Here is a 17,549-nt window from a genome sequence, read left to right as displayed (position 1 = left end):
CAGGGGGACGGGCCACGGGGGGACGGGCCACGGGGGCGAACGGGTGAGCGCATGATTCTCTCGTCTGGTTGATGACGATCCGGGGGTGTGACATGGCATCGGGACAGCAGTCCCCCGGCCGTCGGCAGCGGTCCAGGGACGCCGCGCTGCTGGTGGTGGAGGACGAGCCGACGCTGCGCGAACTGCTCGCCGCCAGCCTGCGTTTCTCCGGGTTCGAGGTGAGGTCGGCGGCCACCGGGCAGGAGGCCCTGGACATCGCCGCGGCGCAGCGCCCCGACCTCGTCGTCCTGGACGTCATGCTCCCGGACATGGACGGCTTCGAGGTGCTGCGGCTGCTGCGCGAGCAGAACACACGCCCGGGGACCGGTGCCCCGCCGGACACCCCGGTGCTGTTCCTCACCGCGCGCAGCGACCCCGAGGACAAGGTCAGCGGACTGACCCTCGGCGGCGACGACTACGTCACCAAGCCGTTCAGCCTGGACGAGTTGATCGCACGCATCCGGGCGATCCTGCGCAGGGCCCAGGGCAGAAGCATCGACGGTGTGCTGTGCGTCGCGGACCTGGAGATCGACGTGACGGCCCATCTGGTGACACGGGCCGGGCAGCCGGTGGACCTGTCCCCCACCGAGTTCCGGCTGCTGCGGTACCTGGCCGAGCACGTGGACCAGGCACTGGCCAAATCGAAGATCCTCAACCATGTCTGGCAGTACGACTTCGGCGGCGACGCCAGCATCGTGGAGTCGTACATCAGCTATCTGCGGCGGAAGGTCGACGACGTCGAACCCAAGCTCATCCACACCGTCCGCGGAGTGGGCTACGCGCTGCGCAGGCCCCGCCCGTGACCCGCGGCCAAGCCCCGCCGCGGGACTCCGACCGCCTGGGTCCGGGGGAAAGGGAAAGGGAAAGGGAAAGGGAAAGGGGCGGCTGGGGCGAGGGGCAGCCGGAGCGGCCCGGGCGTGCCCGGCGGCTGCTGCGTGCGCTGATGCCGAAGTCATTACGGACGCGGGTGCTGCTGCTGACGGTGTGTCTGCTGGCGGTGGGGCTGCTGATCGGCAACGCGTTCCTGCTGGCGTCGCTGCGCGGCCCGCTGACCAACCGTGTCGACAGCCAGTTGAACACCACCGGCCAGCTGATGGCCACGGTGCCGCCCGGCGCGCTGACGGCACTCCAGCAAGGTTCCGCGAGAAGATTCCCCTCCGATCTGGTCGGGGACCTGTATGTCGCCTATGTGTCCGACACCGGGCGGGTCGAACACACCGGCCGTGCGGGTTCCCACCAGGAGGGTCCGCCTCCAGCCCTGCCATCGCCCGGCGACCGGCAGACGGCAGCCGGGGCGGGGCGGCCGTTCGACGTGTCGGCCCCGGGCGGCCAGGCCTGGCGTGCGGTCGTCCTGCCGCGGAACGGCGAACCGGGCAGCGTGGTCGTGGCCGCGTCGCTGGCCGAGGTCGACGCGACGGTCGCCCAGGTCCGCAGAAGCTGCCTGCTCATCCTGGCGGTGACACTCGCTGTGCTGACCCTGCTGGGTTATGTGGCGGTCGCGGCGGGACTGCGGCCCCTGCGGCGTATCGAAGAGACGTCGGCGGCGATCGCGGCCGGCGACCTCTCGCGCCGGGTGCCGGACACGGCAGGCCCACGTACCGAGATCGGACGGCTGAGCAAAGCCCTGAACGGGATGCTCGCAAGGATCGAGGCGGCGGTCGCGGCGCAGACGGCGTCAGAGGCCAGGATGCGGCAGTTCGTCGCCGACGCCAGCCATGAACTGCGCACGCCCCTGGCGGGCATCAAAGGACTTGCCGAGCTGTACCGGATGGGTGCACTGCCCGAACGCGACGACATCGACCGCACCATGGACCGCGTCGAGCGTGAGGCGGCACGTCTGGCCGGCCTGGTGGAGGACCTGCTGCTACTCGCCCGGGTCGACGAGCAGGCCGAGTCCGCCGGACTCGCGCTAAACCGCGGGCCTTTGGACCTGCGCGGCCTGGCCGCTGACGCCCTGCACGATCTGCGGGCCCTCGACCCGGATCGCACGGTCACGCTCACCGGGCCCGGCGGGGGCCCGGTGGGTCCCGCCCCCGCCATGGGCGACGAACGGCGGCTGCGGCAGGTGGTGACCAACCTCATCGGCAACGCCGTGGCCCACACTCCCCGGGCCACTCCCGTACGCATCGGGGTCGGCACCATGGGGAACCGGACGGTCTTCGAGGTCGAGGACAGCGGCCCCGGGCTGGACGCGGACCAGCGCGAGCGTGTCTTCGAACGCTTCTACCGCGCGGACGTCTCCCGCAGCCGCACCTCCGGAGGCGGGGCCGGTCTCGGTCTCGCCATCGCCCGGTCCCTCGCACACGCCCACGACGGGCACATCGCGCTGGACTCGGCCCCCGGGCGGGGGGCGCTGTTCCGCCTGGAACTGCCCGTCGCGCGACCGGCCGACAGCGATGCCACGGCTGGCGGAACCCCCCATCACGAGCCCGGCCACCCATGACCCGCCGCCGGGCGAGGGTCGCCCCAAGCCCGCCGTGCGCCGGGCAGCTCACCCCCACACACGCAGACCGCACAGCCTCAAGTCCCTGGCCGACCGGGGGCCCGACAGCAGGGGGCAGGCGCGGTCGAAAACGCGTGAACATTCCGGCCGGGCCACGACCGCCAACCGCTTCCCGAACCGACGTACAGTACCGCCCGTTCTCGGGCTCTGCTCCACTTAATGTAGTCGCATACACAGCGTGACTGTCGATCTTCGTGCGCTGGGTTGAGGACGCCCGAAAATCGCTTGGCCGGTGTGCTGCGCGGTCGACAGTGCCGCGCCGTGAACGAAGTACCGCTGCAGCTGTATGAGCTGCTGTTCCCCTCGGTGGAAGGCGTGTCCGTTAAGTCGGTCAGCGTGGCCGACCCGGTTGTCCAGGTGGAGGCCCGAAGCACGGCCAGACGGGCGGTCTGTCCGAAGTAGGACCGCACGGCCGCAGGGACTGGCAAGAACGAAAACACCGCTCCTATCTGCGATTTCCTCGCGATCTACCGACAGCAGGAAAGTCCGTCGCGGTGCCGTTACGGGTGCGCCGGTTCGTCTGCGCGGAGGCATCCCGCGCCCGGAAGACGTCTGCCGAGCAAGTGCCGGGGCTCACCCGCCGGTTTGGTCGACGCACCGAGCCGCTGCGATCGACGCTGGTCTCGGTCGGTCTCACGCACGCGGGCAGGGCCGGCGCCCGGATGCCGGAGATCCCTACCGCGTCGGCCAGCCGGAACACCCCGCTGCGGCTGACCGCCTCGCTACCCGACCCCGCCCATCGCGACGCCTCGCATGGTCGGCGTGGACGAATACGCCCAGCGCAAGGGCCAGACCCACGGAACCGTGCCCGTCGACATCGAGACACAACGCCCGATCGATCTCCTGCCGAACCAAGAGGCCGACACGCCCGCGGCCAGGCTCGCCCAGCGGCCCGGCATCCAGAGCGTCGGCCGCGACCGCGCCCCCCTCCTCGCCGACGGCGCCACCCACGGCACCCCACAGACCCTCCAGATGACTGACCGACGGCACCTTTCACACAACCCGGGCGAAACCGAGAAATGCGTCTACCGGCACCCCGGCTGCCTGCGTCCCAGCCCGGCACCACCGGACCAACCACAAGAAGATGCGGAGCCAACCCCGTCGCCACCCCGACCGACGGGCCATCGGTCCACCGAACGCACCCGCGCTCAGCACGCCACCATCCACGCTCCGCCAGCCGCGGGCCACAGCAAGCGGTCCACCGCCCGGCAACTCGGCACAACACTCAACACAGCAGACATCCTGCGCTTCTCCCGCGCCACCACCCCGGAAGAGACAATTCACCGGGCAGGAGCAAAACCATCCACCCAGACTCGACACCTACAAACCCTGCCACGACCAGCAGTGACAGGAAGGCCGCACCAACACCTGAAAACCATGAGAGAACACCAAGGAACAAGACTGTCCCCACAGATACGCCGGCGCCCGCGACCACACCAGCAGCAGCCGTTGCAGCAAGCCCCAACGGCCCCCGCCCACCATCAGCCCGCACCGTCACCCGCCGGCTCCTCACCCACCCCGACACCTGCCCGAAAGCAACCGGGATCCAGCTCAAAGCCATCCCGGCCAACCGCCCCGAACCGGTAACACTCTCCGAGCACATGCGCTCCCTCGGCCAGATAGTCGCCCACCTTCAGAGCCACCACTTACCGACCCAGATCGAAGCTGGCTGCCGCCACTACCGACCTGCCCACACTTCGGCACTTCGCCCAGCACCTCGAACACGACCCCGACACTGCCACCACAGGCCTCACCCGCCCTGGAACCCCGGCGAGGCGGAAGGCCACGTCAACCGGATCAAGATACTCAAGCGCCAGAAGCTCGGCCGCGCAGACTTCAAACTCCCCCACAAACGAGCCCTACTCTCTGCATAGATCCCGGGTCAGGAGTCGTCCTCGACGAGTCCAAATCCTTCAGGGAAGCCCTCCAAGAACTCGCGGCGCGAAGGATCGACCTCCTCCGCAGCCATCGAACCGAGGAGGTCGATGAACTCGCTTCGCTGATCACTCGACAGCTGAGTCACCAGATGGGCGGCACCCTCCAAGACCTTGACCGCGTCATCATGATCCATCTGCTCGTCCTCGCTTCCCTCAACGAACCAGAGGACATCGACCAAAGCCTCCGCCAGGGCGCGGGTCAGCGACGGATACACAGGCATCGGAACGATCTCCCACCAGGCGGCTGATAGAGCGCGGCTATCTCACCACATGCCTCTGACATCACTGTCGGTGAGCCCACCACACGAAGTGGAACAGAGCCTGAGAATCGATGTCACCAATGTTGCTGCGGCAGCCCGTACGGGCTGCCGCAGCAACATTGGTGACGCGCGAGTTCATCGCCTGGGGCCGTCAGTCCGGCCATCACGAGAGCTGGCGCTGGAGAGAGGCGTCCGGAGTTCCGCCCTGAGCCGGATCGAGGTGTCGATGGTGAGCCCCGTGCTCGAGTAGCGGAGGTCTCTCGAGTAGCTCTCGATGAGGTCGAGATCCCTCATCTGACGCTGAAGCTCAGCCAGGAGTGCCTCATCGGGTTCGGGGAGGTCCTCGTTCTGCTCGGCGAGGTACTCCAGGTGCTGGTCGATTGCCTCTACGGCCCGTCGGCTGGCCCAGATAGCGAAGTCGTTGCAGCCGAACAGGTACGCGTACGCGGCATACAACGTTGCCGCAGCCGCATGCTCGTCCGCATCGTCGGGGCCGTCCTGGCCGTCGTTGTGGCAGTAGTCGCTGAGCATGTACTCGGCGACACCACGTTTCACCGCGGTAAAGGCAGTCGTGTCACCGAGTACGCCTACCCACACGGAGTTCAGCAAGGGCCGCAGGCTCATCGTGAACGACGCCTGTTCCTCCTCGGGTAGTGCTTCATGCCAGTTCATAAGAGGTCATCTCAATTGGTACTTCGGTTCATTGGTGCAGATGAGCCAGACCCCCTTCGTTCACGGGGTAGGAGCGTTCAAGGGGCAGGAGTTGTCGTGCGGCGTCCAGGTCTCCGTCCTGTACATGCGCATGGATGGTGTGAGCGAGCGATGTGACGTCCGTGATGGAGACGGTCCACTCATCGGCGTAGAGGCGTGCGGCTTCGCCGGCGAGGCCGAGCTGGAGCGACCGGTGGGCAAGCGGCTTAAGGCGCAGGTCGCGTTCGGGGTCCCATTGCACCCGGGCCGGAGCCCGCTTCAACTCGCGCTTCCACGTGGCGCGGTCGGCGTGGAGCCCATGCTCGTAGTGGGACAGGCAGGCGTGTTCCAGTGCCCACTCGAAGCCGTCACGGGAGATCTCGACGGCGAGGACGGTCTCCTGTCCTTCTTTGGTGCCCCACCCGCAGCGGTACATCATCCACAGGAACGACGGCTTGATCCATGTCATCCGGTCCCGCTGCCACACCGCCGGGAAGCGGCCTTCCCGGGCTGCCGGCAGGCCTATGTCCGGGGTGTACGCCTGGTAGACGGTGACCGTGGAGTCCGAGTGCAGGGCTCGAATCTGGTATTTGGGTTCTGCCACGGGGACCAGAGTGGGCACACTGTTTCGTTCGCGCCATCGAATTACCGCGGTGTGAGGCCGTCGAGCCTGCGATAGCAGATGAGGGTGGCCGCGATGCCGACGAAGGCGAGGAAGTGCGCGGCCTTGCGCTCGTAGCGGCGGTGCAAGCGGCGGCATCCGGAAAGCCAGGCGACCGTTCTCTCCACAGTCCAGCGGTGGCGGCCCAGCCGTTGGGAGGACTCGATGCCCTTGCGGGCGATGCGCGGGGTGATGTTCCGTAAGCGGAGCCATCTGCGCAGGTGGTCGTAGTCGTACCCTTTGGCACCGTGGAGCTTGGTGGGCCGTCGTCGACGAGGCCCGCGGCGGGAGCGGATGGGCGGGATGCCGCGTACAAGCGGTTCGAGGGCCTGGCTGTCGTGCAGGTTTGCCCCGGAGATCCCGACAGAGAGGGGCAGCCCGGTCCGCTCGGTGATCAAGTGGATCTTCGACCCGTACTTGCCCCGGTCCACAGGATTCGGACCTGTCAGTTCCCCCTTTTGAGGGCCCGCATGTTCACCGAGTCGATCGCGCAGCGGGACCAGTCCAGTTCACCGCGAGAGCCGAGTTCGTCGAGGACCAGGCGATGGAGCTTGGCCCATACTCGAGCCTTTGCCACTCTGATGACAATGCTGTGAGTCGGAAGGCTCCTGCCGTGTGGGACCTGCATCAGCTGGCTTCGGTCCGCTCAGCGAGGGCTTTAGAGGGCGTCTCACGTGGCAAGTTTCGCCACCTTCTTGGAGTAGCTCGAGGCGGTGGCTACGGCCACGCTTCGGCTCTGTCGGTCGTTGCGGTCCACGTGCAGGATCTTGAGGCCGGGCGATGTGTGAGTTCTGCGGCACCGCCTTGAGCGGAGGGCCGGGCAAGGGCCGACCACGCAAGTACTGCGGCGATGCCTGCCGCCAAGCCGCCAACCGGCGCCGCGTGCACGGTGACCCCCCGGCCCCGGCCGGGACGCTGCCGTCCTCCCTCGCGGAGGTCCCGGCCGAAGCGCGGCCCGTGCCTCGCAGCCCAGCGCCCCGCCCGGCCCCGCAAGGCCTGACGGCAGGCGACGAACTCCTCATCGAGATAGTCAGACATCCAGGACGGTGCCCGCGACCTCGCACGACTCCTTCCGTCCTATGACGGAGGAGAACCCCTGCGCCGCCTCGCCCAGCTGCACGAGCAGCTCGACGGCCTGACCGCGGCGGTCGTCGGCCGGGCCCGCTACCGACGCCTCACCTGGGCGACCATCAGCTCGATCCTGGGGCGTCAGCGAGGACACCGCCCGTCACCGCTACACCGAGCGATACGTCCTGCGGCGACTCGCCCGCTTCAACCGCTCCGAGACGGCGCTCACCTCGCTCGCCGGCCTCTTCAACCGCCCGGTCACACAGGCGGCCGACTCTCCCACGAGCCAGCCGGAGGCGAGTCCGGGGGCGAGTCACGCGACTCAGGCTCCGAACGGGGCGACAGCTCCGAGCAGTCGACACCGATCGAGTCATCCGGAGCGGCCTACAACCGTCTCGCACCGATCCTGTCCATGCTGATCCGCACCGCCCAGCTCACGAACAAGGAGGTCAGCAGCCGCATCGGATGCTCCTCCTCCTACCTGTCGCGCATCCTGTCCGGCGAGCGCGTTCCCACCTGGGCGCTCACACGCAAGTTCGCCCAGACCTGCGGCGCCGACCCAGAAGTGCCGCGGACGTCTGGGAATCCGAGAAGCTCAGCGAGAAGAACCGCGAGCCCGCCATCACGCCGGACGAGCCCTCTATGCCCGCCGCCGACAGGCTCCGCACCGCCGTGCACACCCTCCACCTGCACGCCGGCCGACTCGCCCCCAGCGACGTAGCCGTCGCCAGCCGCTGGCTGCTGAGCGCCGGCGCCGTCGCTTCCCTCCTCGAAGCCTCACTCCTCCCCCACCCCCACGTCCTCGAAGCCTTCGTACGCGTCCTGGGCGGCGACGCCGACCACTTCAAGCAGCTCCTCGACCACGCCCGCCGCGAGGCCACCGGCGGAGCCGCGTACCTGCAACCCGCCCTCTTCCAGAACACCTCACCCACCACCGACCCGGCAGCAGACTCCACCGGCCCGAGCGACCCACCACCGACCGATGCACAACCCCACCCCGTTGGCCCGGACGCCGTCATGAAGACCTTCAGCAAGGTGTTCCTCGAGGAACGCACTGTCGAAGACGGCCGTGCCCGGCTCCTGCACAAACTCGCCGGACAACAAGCCCCCGCCCGAGTCACCAACAGCACCCAACCCCGCCCACTCGCCGCCATCGTCGAAGCCTTACGCCACCCACACCCACATCTCGCCGCTGAGGGCCTCCTCGTAGCGGCACGGGCCAGCGCGGGAGCACCCCAGAAGGCGACCGCTGTCCCGAAAACACAGGCTGATGGAGCGGAATGGCCCATGAACCTCGCCCTCGCACAGCCCGCGACCCAGCTGCCGACAGGCCCGTCGGGACCTACGGAATCGACGCAACATGCCCCAGGCTGAGATAAAACCGTTTCCTCCCGGCAGGACCGAACTGCTTGAAGGTATGAGCGAGGAGCAGGCAGCTTTGACGCTCGGCCTGGGCGAGCTCGTCCAGCAGGCTGCCGAGACCGAGTACATTCTGCACGGCCTGTACGCCCCTCGGCGGTCCGAGCGGCGCGGCACCTGGGTCTACTACCGAGTCGAGCCGTCGGTCCTGGCCTCGATGGGCAAGCTGCTCACCATCGCGTTGGCCGCGGCGGATGCCCGGCCGTCGCTGAGCGGCCGGGCATTGTCAGTACCGTGCGGCACGATGGGACCATGGGCATCGATATCACCTGGGCGCGCGGAGAGTTGGCCCATTTCCTCCAACTCACGGAGTTGTACCGCCCGCCGGATCCGCCGAACGTCATCAACTTCACCTCGCAACTCGCTAACCGGGGCTCTCAGGCTGACATCGCGGCCAGTGCCCATGTAGTGGAGCAGATCCTCGACCGGGTCGTGCCTCGCTGGCGTACCGAGGTCTCCTCCGCGAGGAACAAGTCCGTCAACCGCTGGTATCAGCACCGGGAGGCGGCCCAACGTGCGGACGCAGCCTTGCAACGCGACACCGAGGTCCGGGCCCGCCTCGGCGACGATGCTCCGCAGTTGAGCGCCGGTTCCATGCACCCGTGGGTCTGGGACGGCGCCCGGGCCCTCTGGCAGAGCGGCCACCTCCGCGAGGCCGTCACCGCGGCCGCTCGTAAGGTGAACGCCGAGACTCAGAACAAGGTCGGCCGCCGGGATCTGAGCGAGACGAAGCTCTTCCAGAACGCCTTCTCGCAGAGCCCGCCGAAGGCCGGTGAACCCCGTCTGCGCCTCATGGAGGACGACGGCGGCGACACCTTCCGGAGCGTCCATCGGGGCGCCATGGCCTTCGCCGAGGGCTGCTACGCAGGCATCCGCAATCCCAACAGCCATGAGGACGGCTTGTCGGAACTGCCCGAGCACGAAGCGCTGGAGCAGCTGGCGGCGTTCAGTGTTCTCGCTCGCTGGGTGGACGCGGCGAGCGTGGAAACCGCCTAGTACTCCACCCGTAGATCGTGATCTCGATGGTGAGGGGCGTCGAGGCGGCAGGTGTCCAGCGTGGATCATCTCGCCCGAGATCACCCATGCCGTCGCGGGCGTCGGCTCCTTCTCCGTCTACCCGAGTTCACCGCGACGGAGGGCGTCCCTTATCTCGCTGAGCTTCGCGGTCGTTGCCGCAGTCCGCTCCTGCGCCTGTTCAGCGAGTCGGAGGGCATCGTCGATCTCGCTGAGCTTCCCGGAGGACAGGACCGCCGCCCGCTCTATCAAGTCGTCCCGGGACACGGTGGTCAGCCACGTGCACGGGGTGAAGCCTGGACGCGGGAACGCGAGCCGCAGCACGCCTTCGAACGGCAGCCCTTCACCGGCGCCGACCGTCACCTCGATGCCCAGACCGCTGACGTCGACGCCCGCCGGAGCGACGACCTGCATCACCTGGAACCCGGACGCGTCGTCTCCCGACAGCAGTACGACCAACCTCCGCTCGTCGAACTGGACCCACCAGACTTCGCCACGTTGCACAAGCCCTCCGATACACAGGACGGCAGGCAGACGCTGCGCGACCTGACGCGATGTGGAGACGGGTGCGGCCACCGTTGATCATCGGTGCGTGAAGACAAACGATCAGGCGATGACCGCAGGTCACAGCGTAGACCCTGCGGCGTTGGCAGGAGGCGTTCGAGGGCCTTTATGAGCCGGATAGCGGGACGCTTCACATGCGTCGAATCCCGACGCCGGGCCCGGAAGTTGGAACTCGGCCTGTTGTCGGACCTGCCGCGCAAGAACTGCTGGACCATCGCCGAGTGGGCCGGGGACAGGACCCCGGACGGCATGCACCACCTGCTCGGGAGAGCGAAGTGGGACGCCGACCAGGTCCGCGACGAGGTGGGTGACTACGTGGTGGAGCATCTGCACGACGACGAGGCGGCGGCCGGTGGGGCCGCGCGTGCCTGGAATCGGCTGCACCCCCAGGCTGACCCGTCGAGAGCGGTCGCTGTGCCCGGTGGTGGCGACCGTCTGCTGGGCCGCCCCAGGTAGCCGTGTCACCGAAGACGAACTCGCCGTCGTGCCTGGGCGGTCGGCCACCCGCCGGGTGGGCCAGGTGGAACTCCTCGCGGGAGGGCGCCCGGGCGGCGCATGAACCGGTCCGTACGCAAGCGGCCCAGGGTCTGCACCGGCAGGTTGCCGAGCAGGTGGGTGATTCTGGGCGCGTCGTAGCCGGAGCCGAGCACCACCAGAATCTCCGGGTCGCCCCGCCGCCGCTGCCTCTTCAGATAAACGACAAGCTGAAGGTCCGGGCGACGAAGTACCCCGGCGCACTGCGCCCCCGCTGCCGCACCCGACCCTGCCCCTGCATCCCAGCCGAACGTGCAGCAGGCGCTAACCGGCCCGGCCGCGGTTATGCCGGGCCGTCGGGCTCGGGATGCGCGTCACGGGGGATCGTCATGCTGGAGGGGACCCGGATGGACTCCAGCTCGGTCAGGGCCTGCCTCCATCCGTCCAGGAGGGCCTCGGGGCGGGGCAGCCCGGCGTCTGTGTGGAAGCAGATGCTGGCGCGTTGACTGTAGGGGCACATGGCGACGGCGAGGAGGTGGCCGGGGACCACAGGGCCGTGGGCCGTGCAGGAAGTGATGCGCAGCCCTTCGGGTGGGGTGTGGGCGGGCAAGGGGCAGCACGAGACGACGGCCGCACTGTAGCCGGGGGCGGTGGCCAGCTTCACGGCCGTCCGGGCCAGCGGCGCGGGCAGATGCCGGACCGTGTCCTGCACGGCGTGTCGGGCAGTGACGGTCCGCTGGTGCAGCGTCTTTGTGACTTGAGCCAGACGACGTGCGGGGGTGGTCTCCTGGCAGGACAGCATCAGGCGGGTGGAGTACAGGCGGTTGCCGGTCTGCAGGCCCTGCCAGGTTTCTTCGGTGGGATGGCGGGCGTCGAGCGGGATGAGTACGGGCAGTTCGGGGAGGTCGATGCGGCAGGTGGTGGCCCAGTGGGCGAGTGCGGCTCCTACGGCGGCGACGTAGACGTCGTTGGGCCTTGCTCCGGTCGTTGCGCCGATGGCTTTCAGGCGGGCCAGGGGCACGTCGTCGGTCAGCGACGCACCAGGCTGGCCGGTCAGGAACGGGAACTGCGCGGGGCGGTGGGCGCGGGAGCGGGCCAGGTCGATGGTGGTGCAGGCAGCGAGACGGGCCACATCGGCGACGTGGCGGAAGGCCGGGGGCCGAGGGCGTGGTGGGGAGGGCAGTGGGGTGCAGCCGAGGAGGGCGAGTGCGGAACGGGCTGCGGCCGAACCGTCCTGGAAGGCGTGGTGCGCGGTGTACACAGCGGTGAATCGGGATGCGCCACAGGTGTGGGCGATACGCAGTTGCCAGGCAGGACCTGGCCGGTCAGGCCGGCCGCCCGGCAGGGGTTCGTCCATCCATTTCCGTGCCAGGACCTGCTGGTGGTCGGCGTTGTCGGTTGCGGTCACCGACACGTGTGCGGACGCGTCGAAGGGGCTCGGCGCCCAGAATCGGGCTCCGGTCCGGCCGTGCAGGCGCAGGGCCAGCGGGGGCAGCTTTGCGGCCAGCTCTTCGGCGCGGGCGCGCAATGCGGTGGCGGTGGGGGCTTGGCCGTGCACTGTAAGGATCCATGCCATCTCCCACCGGGCGGTCGGTGGTTTGGCGTCCATGGCGCCCAGGAACGCCGTGTCGAGCGGGTGGATGCGGCCGTTCATGAAAGCGCGGTGCCGGTCAGGGCAAGGACGTAGTCGGCTGCTTCGTCCAGGCCCGGTACCGCGTAGGCGGTGCGAGGCCGCAGGGGGCTGTTGCCAGTAGGGTCGATGAGCACGCTGTAGGGGGTGGCGGCGAACAGGCCCAGGTCGTTGGTGCCGTTACCCACGACCAGGACCCGCTCTGCCTCCAGCCCGAGAGCGTGAGCGGCCGTACGCAGCTGGCGGCCCTTGAGGGCGGCCATGGCCGTGTCGTCGGCCGCGTCAAGCTCCAGGCCCGTCAGCACACCGTCGTGGCCGTAGCGCACGTGTCCGGCGCCGTGGGCCATGGCAGCCCCCAGACGGCGGCCCATGGCATCTGCGTACTCCTGGACCGAGGAGGTGATCAGCACCAACGGCAGTCCGGCGGCGCGGACGGCGCCGAGGAAGCGGGAGGCTCCCTCGCGCAGCGGAACGGCGGCGAACGTTTCCTCCAAACGATCACGCGTCGCACCGCTCCACACCTCGAGCAGTGCCTTGCGCAAGCCGTCCCCGTACAGCTCACCGGCGCGGTAGGCCCGGTACAGGCGGGCGTGGGCGGCCGGGGACACTCCCAGGGCCTGCGAGACGGCGAGGGCCGAGCTGGTGGCGGTCAGCGTGCCGTCGATGTCGCATGCCACTGCTGCAACCGGCCCGCGCTCGGCGGCGGCTGTGCCGGGGTGGGCGTCTGCGGTGAGACGGCCGTCGGTGTGGAAGGCAGTCATGTTCGAGGGCCTTCCTCGGTGGCCCCTGCCCGGTAGTAGCCGGCGGGCATCGCGGCCAAAGCCTCCAGGCCGGCGCGCTGGCCTGGAGCTGGCACGGCTTTACCGATCAGGGCCAGAGCGCGCCGGGCGTACTGGCCCACGGCGTGGAGTGCCCGGTGCCCGGCGCCGGTCGCCGCGACCAGTTCGGCGGCTCTGGCCGTCTCGTCGGCTGTCAGGGGAGTTCCAGCGGCGTACAGGGCAGCGAGTTCCCGGCCTGGTGCGCTGTTGTGGCCAAGTGCGTCCACGGTCACGAGAGTCCGCTTCAGTCCGACCAGGTCCGACCCTGTCGGCTTGCCGGTCTTGGCTTCATCACCCCAGATCCCCAGCAGGTCATTGGCGAACTGGAAGGCCACCCCGGCCGTGGTGAACGCCTCGGTCAGCAGTTCCACCTTCTCGGTAGCGGCGTGTGCGGCGTACGCGCCCAGACCGGCGCACGCACCCAGGAAAAGCCCGGTCTTCTGCCGGGACATCGTCAAGCAGTCCTCGACGGTGACGCCGTCGCGGGTCTCGAACGCCGTGTCTGCGTCCGCGCCCTGGCACATAGCGGCGGTGGCCGATCCCAACAGCGTCACGGCTCGCCCGGGGAGGTCGCGATGGCCGAGCATGCTCATGCCGACGGCAAGGAGCGCGTTCCCGGTCAACAAGGCGGTGGGGGTGCCGAACACCGACCAGACGGCCGGGCGTCCGTGCCGGACCACATCGCGGTCCAGGACGTCGTCGAGGATGAGCGTGAAGCCCTGAACCAGTTCGACTGCCGCCGCCGCGTTCAGTACGGCATCATTTCGTGTGCCCAACGCCTCGGCGGTCGCCAGGACCAGCGCTGCCCGCACCGTCTTCCCGGTGGCCCCGCGGGCGGGATTCCCGTCAGCGTCGGTGAAGCCGAAGTAGTAACGGGCCGCCTCACGCACAGCGCCGGCAGGGAGGCCGTCCACACTGTGCCGCAGCAGCGGGCCGACCAGGCTGCGCACCTCGGACAAAAGGGCGGCTGTCCGCTCGTGGCGCTCGTGGACGCCTGCGCTGGTGATGGTCACGAGGTGCTCTCCTGCCACAGCGCGACGCCAGGCAGAGACCGGTCTGTCATCGCGGCCAGCAGCGCCCGCCCCGCACCGGTGAAGGGTCCCCGGGCCGCGACCGCCAGGGCCTCCCGGCGCCGTTGGGCGATCATGGCCCGCACACGGCCCACCGCCCCGGTATCGATGATCACTGCGCGCAGATCGGCCAGCTCGTCACCGCTCATCTCGGCACGCCCCAGCAGGCGGCCCATCACCTTCCGCTGCGCGGCCGTTGCCCCCTCGGCGGCGAGCGCAACGACGACCGTGTGCTTGCCCTCCAGCAGATCTTCCCCGCTGCCTTCGTCGGCGGTGACGTCCTCCAAGTCGTCCTGGAGCTGGAACGCTTCCCCCAGCAGTCGGGCGTATCCGGCAAGCGCGTCCATGGCCCGCCGATCCGCCCCGGCTGCTGCCGCGCCAATCAGCAACGGCCCGCGTACCGTGTAGGCGACCGTCTTGGCGTGGATCACGGCGAACGCGTCCTCCACACGTGCGGACAGTCCCGGCGGCCCCGCGAGGTCCAGGAGCTGCCCGTGAATCAACTCGGTGCGCATCGTCCTGAGATGAGTGCGGGCAGCGGCCGGTACATCGGGCTCGTACAAGTACTGGAAGCACTCCTCGGCCCACACCGCAGCCAGGTCGCCGAGGAATACCGCAGCACCGACGCCGCGCCAGGCACCCCCACCGGGCAGCCCCGCGCACGCCACGTGCAGCGTGGGCCGCCCACGCCGCCATCGAGAGCGGTCCACGACATCGTCGTGAACGAGAGCGTGGCCGTGCACGAGCTCCAGCCCCACACTGACGTCGGTCAGACGCGGGGACGGTGACATGTCGGTGACCGCCCGCCAGCCGACCTGGCAGAACAGGGGCCGCACCCGTTTACCGGGCCCGGACAGAAAAACCCGCAGAGCAGCCACCGCAGCGCCCAGGCCGTCGTCACCGGGCTTCTCGGGCGGCTGTTTCCCTACGAGGAAAGCATGCAGGGCCTGGTCGACGGCGACGCGGGCACTATCCAGGAATTCACACGCGGCAGCCGTTGCCGCCTCACTTGGCCCACAGGCCAGTACAGATGCGCTCATCAGGAGCAGATCCTGCTCCCGCTCCCCTGCCCCATCAACGACCTTCGGGCTGAATCACCCCAACTGATGACGCCGGCGACGCGAGCAGCGGCCGGCCGCGGAAGGGCCGACTGCGAGCTGAGATCTCAAACAGACACTGAGCCCTGATCCTCGCCGCCGTGGCGCTGTGCAACACCCGCTACCGGAACGCCGCCGACGTCCGGCTCCGCGCCGCGCCGCGCCCCACTGCATCGAAGAAGACGACGGGAACCGGCAACTGTCCCCTGCTCCTGCCAGCCGGGGCACAGCGGGTCTCCGAGGGGCCCGTACTGCGCCGCCGCGCCATCGACCTGGACGAGGCCCGCCAGCCCCTAGCCTCCGAACTGCCCCCCACCCTCGACCAACCCACCCGGCCAGCGACGTCGAACGACGACTCCGGCCAAGGAAGCCGCACAGCTGCCCGATCAGCCCAGCGACCTGGGACGCCTCGATGGTGGAACGACTACAGCGCCCGCGGCCCCTGCCACTGCGCCACCTCGAGACCGACCCAGCCGGACACGAAGATCTCCACGATGATCAAGGCGGCCCATGCCGCGTCACCCCTCGCCCTGCAAGCCCCGGACCGCACACGGTCATTCACCGGCTGCTCTGCGGGCCGGAGGGCTGGAGGAGCTGGTCGACCGGTGCGTAGTCGTCGGTGAGCGGCCGTGCATCGCCGGTCCAGGAGGCGAGGTCGTCGCCAGCGGCGATCTTCCAGCCGGTTTGCCGGGCGTCCAGCGCCTTTTGGAGCGACGGCAGGTCGATGGGGCGGTCGGAGGCGAGCACCACCACATTGCCGCCCTCGGCGGTGGCGGTCGAGTCGAGGCCGATGTCCGAGGATTCGCCGACCAAGGCGACGTGCTGGAAAACCGAGCCGAGGGTGGCCACTTCGGCACGCGCGAACGCCATAGGACCGTGATCGATGAGGTTGGCGACATACAGGCCGTCCTCGCTGAGCACTCGCCGTACGTCAGCCATCGCTTCCACCGTGGTGAGGTGCCACGGCACACTGACGCCCCCGAAGGCGTCGCCGACGACCAGGTCACGACTGCCGTCGTCCAGTCGCCGCAGCCCGAGCCTGCCGTCCTCGACGCGTACGTCGACACCGGCCCCCGGCGTCAGACCGAGCCGGTCGCGGTTGATACGTACGACCCCGCTGTCGATCTCGGACACGAGGCTGCGCGTCCCGGGCCGTGTGGCCGCGAGGTAACGGGGGAAGGTGAGCCCGCCGCCACCGAGGTGGTGGGCAGTGAGCGACTCACCCGCGGGAAAGCCGGCGTCGACGACCGACGCGATGGCGCGAACATACGCGAACTTCAGGAAGGTCGGGTCGTCCAGGTCGACGTAGGAGTGCCGTAGGCCGTCCAGAACGAGTGTGCGCCCGCTGCCGCGGTCGGGGTCCGCGACGACCCGTGCGCAGTGGTACTTGGTCTCCGTGTCACAGTCACCGGGCGCGACCACGGCGGCGAGTCCGCCGGCAACCACCACGAGTGTCAGGGCGGGGGTGCCGCTCCACCCGCGCGTTCGCCACTCGACCAGCGCAGAACCGGCCACCAGCAGCGTTCCGAGGCCGATCAGTATGCCGCTCACCGGCAACCGCGATACGAGGACGAAGCCGGTGAGGACCGTGCCGACAATGGCGCCGACAGTGCCGACGCCGGACAGTCGGCCGACCACCGTTCCGGTCTCGGCGAGGCTGGTGAGACGCAACTTGGTGACGACCGGCGTCACCGCGGAGAGCAGCGCGCCCGGCACGAGGATGGTCAGCGACGCGATCAGCAACAGGATCACCGGCCCCCACTCCGCGGTGGTGCGCAGCACGGCGGGTGTGAGGGCCACGACCGCGCCCGAGATTCCGAGCGAAGGACCCAGAAGTCGTCGCGGATCGACCAGGTCGGCGATACGCCCGCCCAGCCAGGAGCCGAAGGCGATAGCAGTGAGGGCGATACCGATCACCATGGTGCTGGTCTCGAGGGTGAGCCCCAGGTAGGGCGCCAGCAGCCGCAGAGCCACGATCTCGACCACCAGGACCGCGGCAGAGGACGCGAACACGAGCGTGGCAGCGGTACGGGAACCCAGGCCGTGGTCGCCAGGCGTGCCTTCGGCAGCGGGCGGGGAAGACGATCCGGTCACAGGCGACATTCTCACACGCGGGCAACTCAGCAGTTCAGGGGCGGCAGATCGGCATGGAAACGGCGGTCTCCCATCAAGTAGGCAGCGTGCGGCGCCAGATACGAACCGCCTCTTGCCTCTCCTTAGGGCCAAGTGGGAGCAGTAGCTCCTCATCGACGAAGCGGATCAGGAAGCCACGGACTTCGCCGACTCGTCGCACACATGCCGGTGC

The 17,549-nt window shown here is 69.1% G+C and carries 16 protein-coding genes and 3 pseudogenes; 7 read left to right on the top strand and 12 right to left on the bottom strand.

Annotated features, from left to right (window positions below):
- Window positions 1-92 precede the first annotated feature (92 nt).
- Window positions 93-842, top strand: a complete 750-nt coding sequence (locus ACIBK5_RS37075) for a response regulator transcription factor (RefSeq protein ID WP_399026766.1) — start codon at window positions 93-95, stop codon at window positions 840-842.
- A gap of 140 nt (window positions 843-982) precedes the next feature.
- Window positions 983-2,482, top strand: coding sequence for a sensor histidine kinase (locus tag ACIBK5_RS37070; RefSeq protein WP_399026831.1), 1,500 nt, complete (start codon window positions 983-985; stop codon window positions 2,480-2,482).
- A 1,942-nt stretch (window positions 2,483-4,424) separates the two neighbouring features.
- Here the strand turns inward: ACIBK5_RS37070 and ACIBK5_RS37065 are convergent.
- The 5 genes and pseudogenes from ACIBK5_RS37065 to ACIBK5_RS37045 form a co-directional block, all read right to left on the bottom strand.
- Complete coding sequence (locus tag ACIBK5_RS37065; protein ID WP_399026764.1) at window positions 4,425-4,700, bottom strand: hypothetical protein; 276 nt, start codon at window positions 4,698-4,700, stop codon at window positions 4,425-4,427.
- Between the two features lie 174 nt (window positions 4,701-4,874).
- Window positions 4,875-5,411 (bottom strand): hypothetical protein, encoded by a 537-nt coding sequence (locus tag ACIBK5_RS37060; protein ID WP_399026762.1) that lies wholly within the window; start codon window positions 5,409-5,411, stop codon window positions 4,875-4,877.
- A gap of 28 nt (window positions 5,412-5,439) precedes the next feature.
- A complete protein-coding gene (locus ACIBK5_RS37055) occupies window positions 5,440-6,033 on the bottom strand; it encodes a DUF4291 domain-containing protein (RefSeq protein ID WP_399026760.1) in 594 nt (197 codons plus the stop codon).
- 41 nt (window positions 6,034-6,074) lie between these two features.
- A pseudogene (locus ACIBK5_RS37050) lies at window positions 6,075-6,664 on the bottom strand (IS5 family transposase); the annotation flags it as partial.
- A gap of 456 nt (window positions 6,665-7,120) precedes the next feature.
- Window positions 7,121-7,312 carry a hypothetical protein gene (locus ACIBK5_RS37045; protein ID WP_399026758.1) on the bottom strand — a complete coding sequence of 64 codons (192 nt, stop codon included), beginning with the start codon at window positions 7,310-7,312 and terminating at the stop codon, window positions 7,121-7,123.
- Between the two features lie 258 nt (window positions 7,313-7,570).
- Here ACIBK5_RS37045 and ACIBK5_RS37040 point away from each other — a divergent pair, with 258 nt between their 5' ends.
- From ACIBK5_RS37040 to ACIBK5_RS37025, 4 genes and pseudogenes are all read left to right on the top strand, one after another.
- The gene (locus tag ACIBK5_RS37040) at window positions 7,571-7,879 is read left to right on the top strand and encodes a helix-turn-helix domain-containing protein (RefSeq protein ID WP_399026756.1); all 309 of its coding nucleotides are present in this window, start codon (window positions 7,571-7,573) and stop codon (window positions 7,877-7,879) included.
- The gene (locus ACIBK5_RS37035) at window positions 7,801-8,532 is read left to right on the top strand and encodes a hypothetical protein (protein ID WP_399026834.1); all 732 of its coding nucleotides are present in this window, start codon (window positions 7,801-7,803) and stop codon (window positions 8,530-8,532) included. The genes ACIBK5_RS37040 and ACIBK5_RS37035 overlap by 79 nt, the downstream gene beginning before the upstream one ends.
- A gap of 145 nt (window positions 8,533-8,677) precedes the next feature.
- Window positions 8,678-8,767 (top strand): annotated as a pseudogene (locus ACIBK5_RS37030) (transcriptional regulator); the annotation flags it as partial.
- A gap of 62 nt (window positions 8,768-8,829) precedes the next feature.
- Window positions 8,830-9,573, top strand: a complete 744-nt coding sequence (locus ACIBK5_RS37025) for a TIGR02391 family protein (RefSeq protein ID WP_399026754.1) — start codon at window positions 8,830-8,832, stop codon at window positions 9,571-9,573.
- Window positions 9,574-9,690: 117 nt separating this feature from the next.
- Here ACIBK5_RS37025 and ACIBK5_RS37020 read toward each other — a convergent pair whose 3' ends face one another.
- On the bottom strand, window positions 9,691-10,095 hold the full coding sequence (locus ACIBK5_RS37020) for a type II toxin-antitoxin system PemK/MazF family toxin (protein WP_399026752.1): 405 nt from the start codon (window positions 10,093-10,095) through the stop codon (window positions 9,691-9,693).
- Window positions 10,096-10,263: 168 nt separating this feature from the next.
- On the opposite strand from ACIBK5_RS37020, the pseudogene ACIBK5_RS37015 reads away from it, so the two are divergent.
- Window positions 10,264-10,500: pseudogene (locus ACIBK5_RS37015) on the top strand (transposase); the annotation flags it as partial.
- A 116-nt stretch (window positions 10,501-10,616) separates the two neighbouring features.
- Here the strand turns inward: ACIBK5_RS37015 and ACIBK5_RS37010 are convergent.
- The 6 genes from ACIBK5_RS37010 to ACIBK5_RS36985 all read right to left on the bottom strand — a co-directional run bounded on the left by ACIBK5_RS37010 (window position 10,617) and on the right by ACIBK5_RS36985 (window position 17,347).
- On the bottom strand, window positions 10,617-10,805 hold the full coding sequence (locus ACIBK5_RS37010) for a hypothetical protein (RefSeq protein WP_399026830.1): 189 nt from the start codon (window positions 10,803-10,805) through the stop codon (window positions 10,617-10,619).
- 167 nt (window positions 10,806-10,972) lie between these two features.
- Complete coding sequence (locus tag ACIBK5_RS37005; RefSeq protein ID WP_399026751.1) at window positions 10,973-12,283, bottom strand: WS/DGAT domain-containing protein; 1,311 nt, start codon at window positions 12,281-12,283, stop codon at window positions 10,973-10,975.
- Complete coding sequence (locus ACIBK5_RS37000) at window positions 12,280-13,020, bottom strand: HAD family hydrolase (protein WP_399026749.1); 741 nt, start codon at window positions 13,018-13,020, stop codon at window positions 12,280-12,282. Before ACIBK5_RS37000 ends, ACIBK5_RS37005 begins: the two co-directional genes overlap by 4 nt.
- Window positions 13,017-14,090, bottom strand: a complete 1,074-nt coding sequence (locus ACIBK5_RS36995) for a polyprenyl synthetase family protein (RefSeq protein WP_399026747.1) — start codon at window positions 14,088-14,090, stop codon at window positions 13,017-13,019. The genes ACIBK5_RS37000 and ACIBK5_RS36995 overlap by 4 nt, the downstream gene beginning before the upstream one ends.
- A complete protein-coding gene (locus tag ACIBK5_RS36990) occupies window positions 14,087-15,187 on the bottom strand; it encodes a polyprenyl synthetase family protein (RefSeq protein ID WP_399026745.1) in 1,101 nt (366 codons plus the stop codon). The genes ACIBK5_RS36995 and ACIBK5_RS36990 overlap by 4 nt, the downstream gene beginning before the upstream one ends.
- Window positions 15,188-15,802: 615 nt before the next feature.
- Window positions 15,803-17,347, bottom strand: coding sequence for a fused MFS/spermidine synthase (locus ACIBK5_RS36985; RefSeq protein ID WP_399026743.1), 1,545 nt, complete (start codon window positions 17,345-17,347; stop codon window positions 15,803-15,805).
- Window positions 17,348-17,549: the final 202 nt, after the last annotated feature.

The sequence above is a fragment of the Streptomyces sp. NPDC050546 genome, assembly GCF_044457425.1.
Classification (GTDB): Bacteria; Actinomycetota; Actinomycetes; order Streptomycetales; family Streptomycetaceae; genus Streptomyces.
Note: the sequence above shows the minus strand (reverse complement) of the source record. Positions and strands in the feature narration are given on the sequence as shown.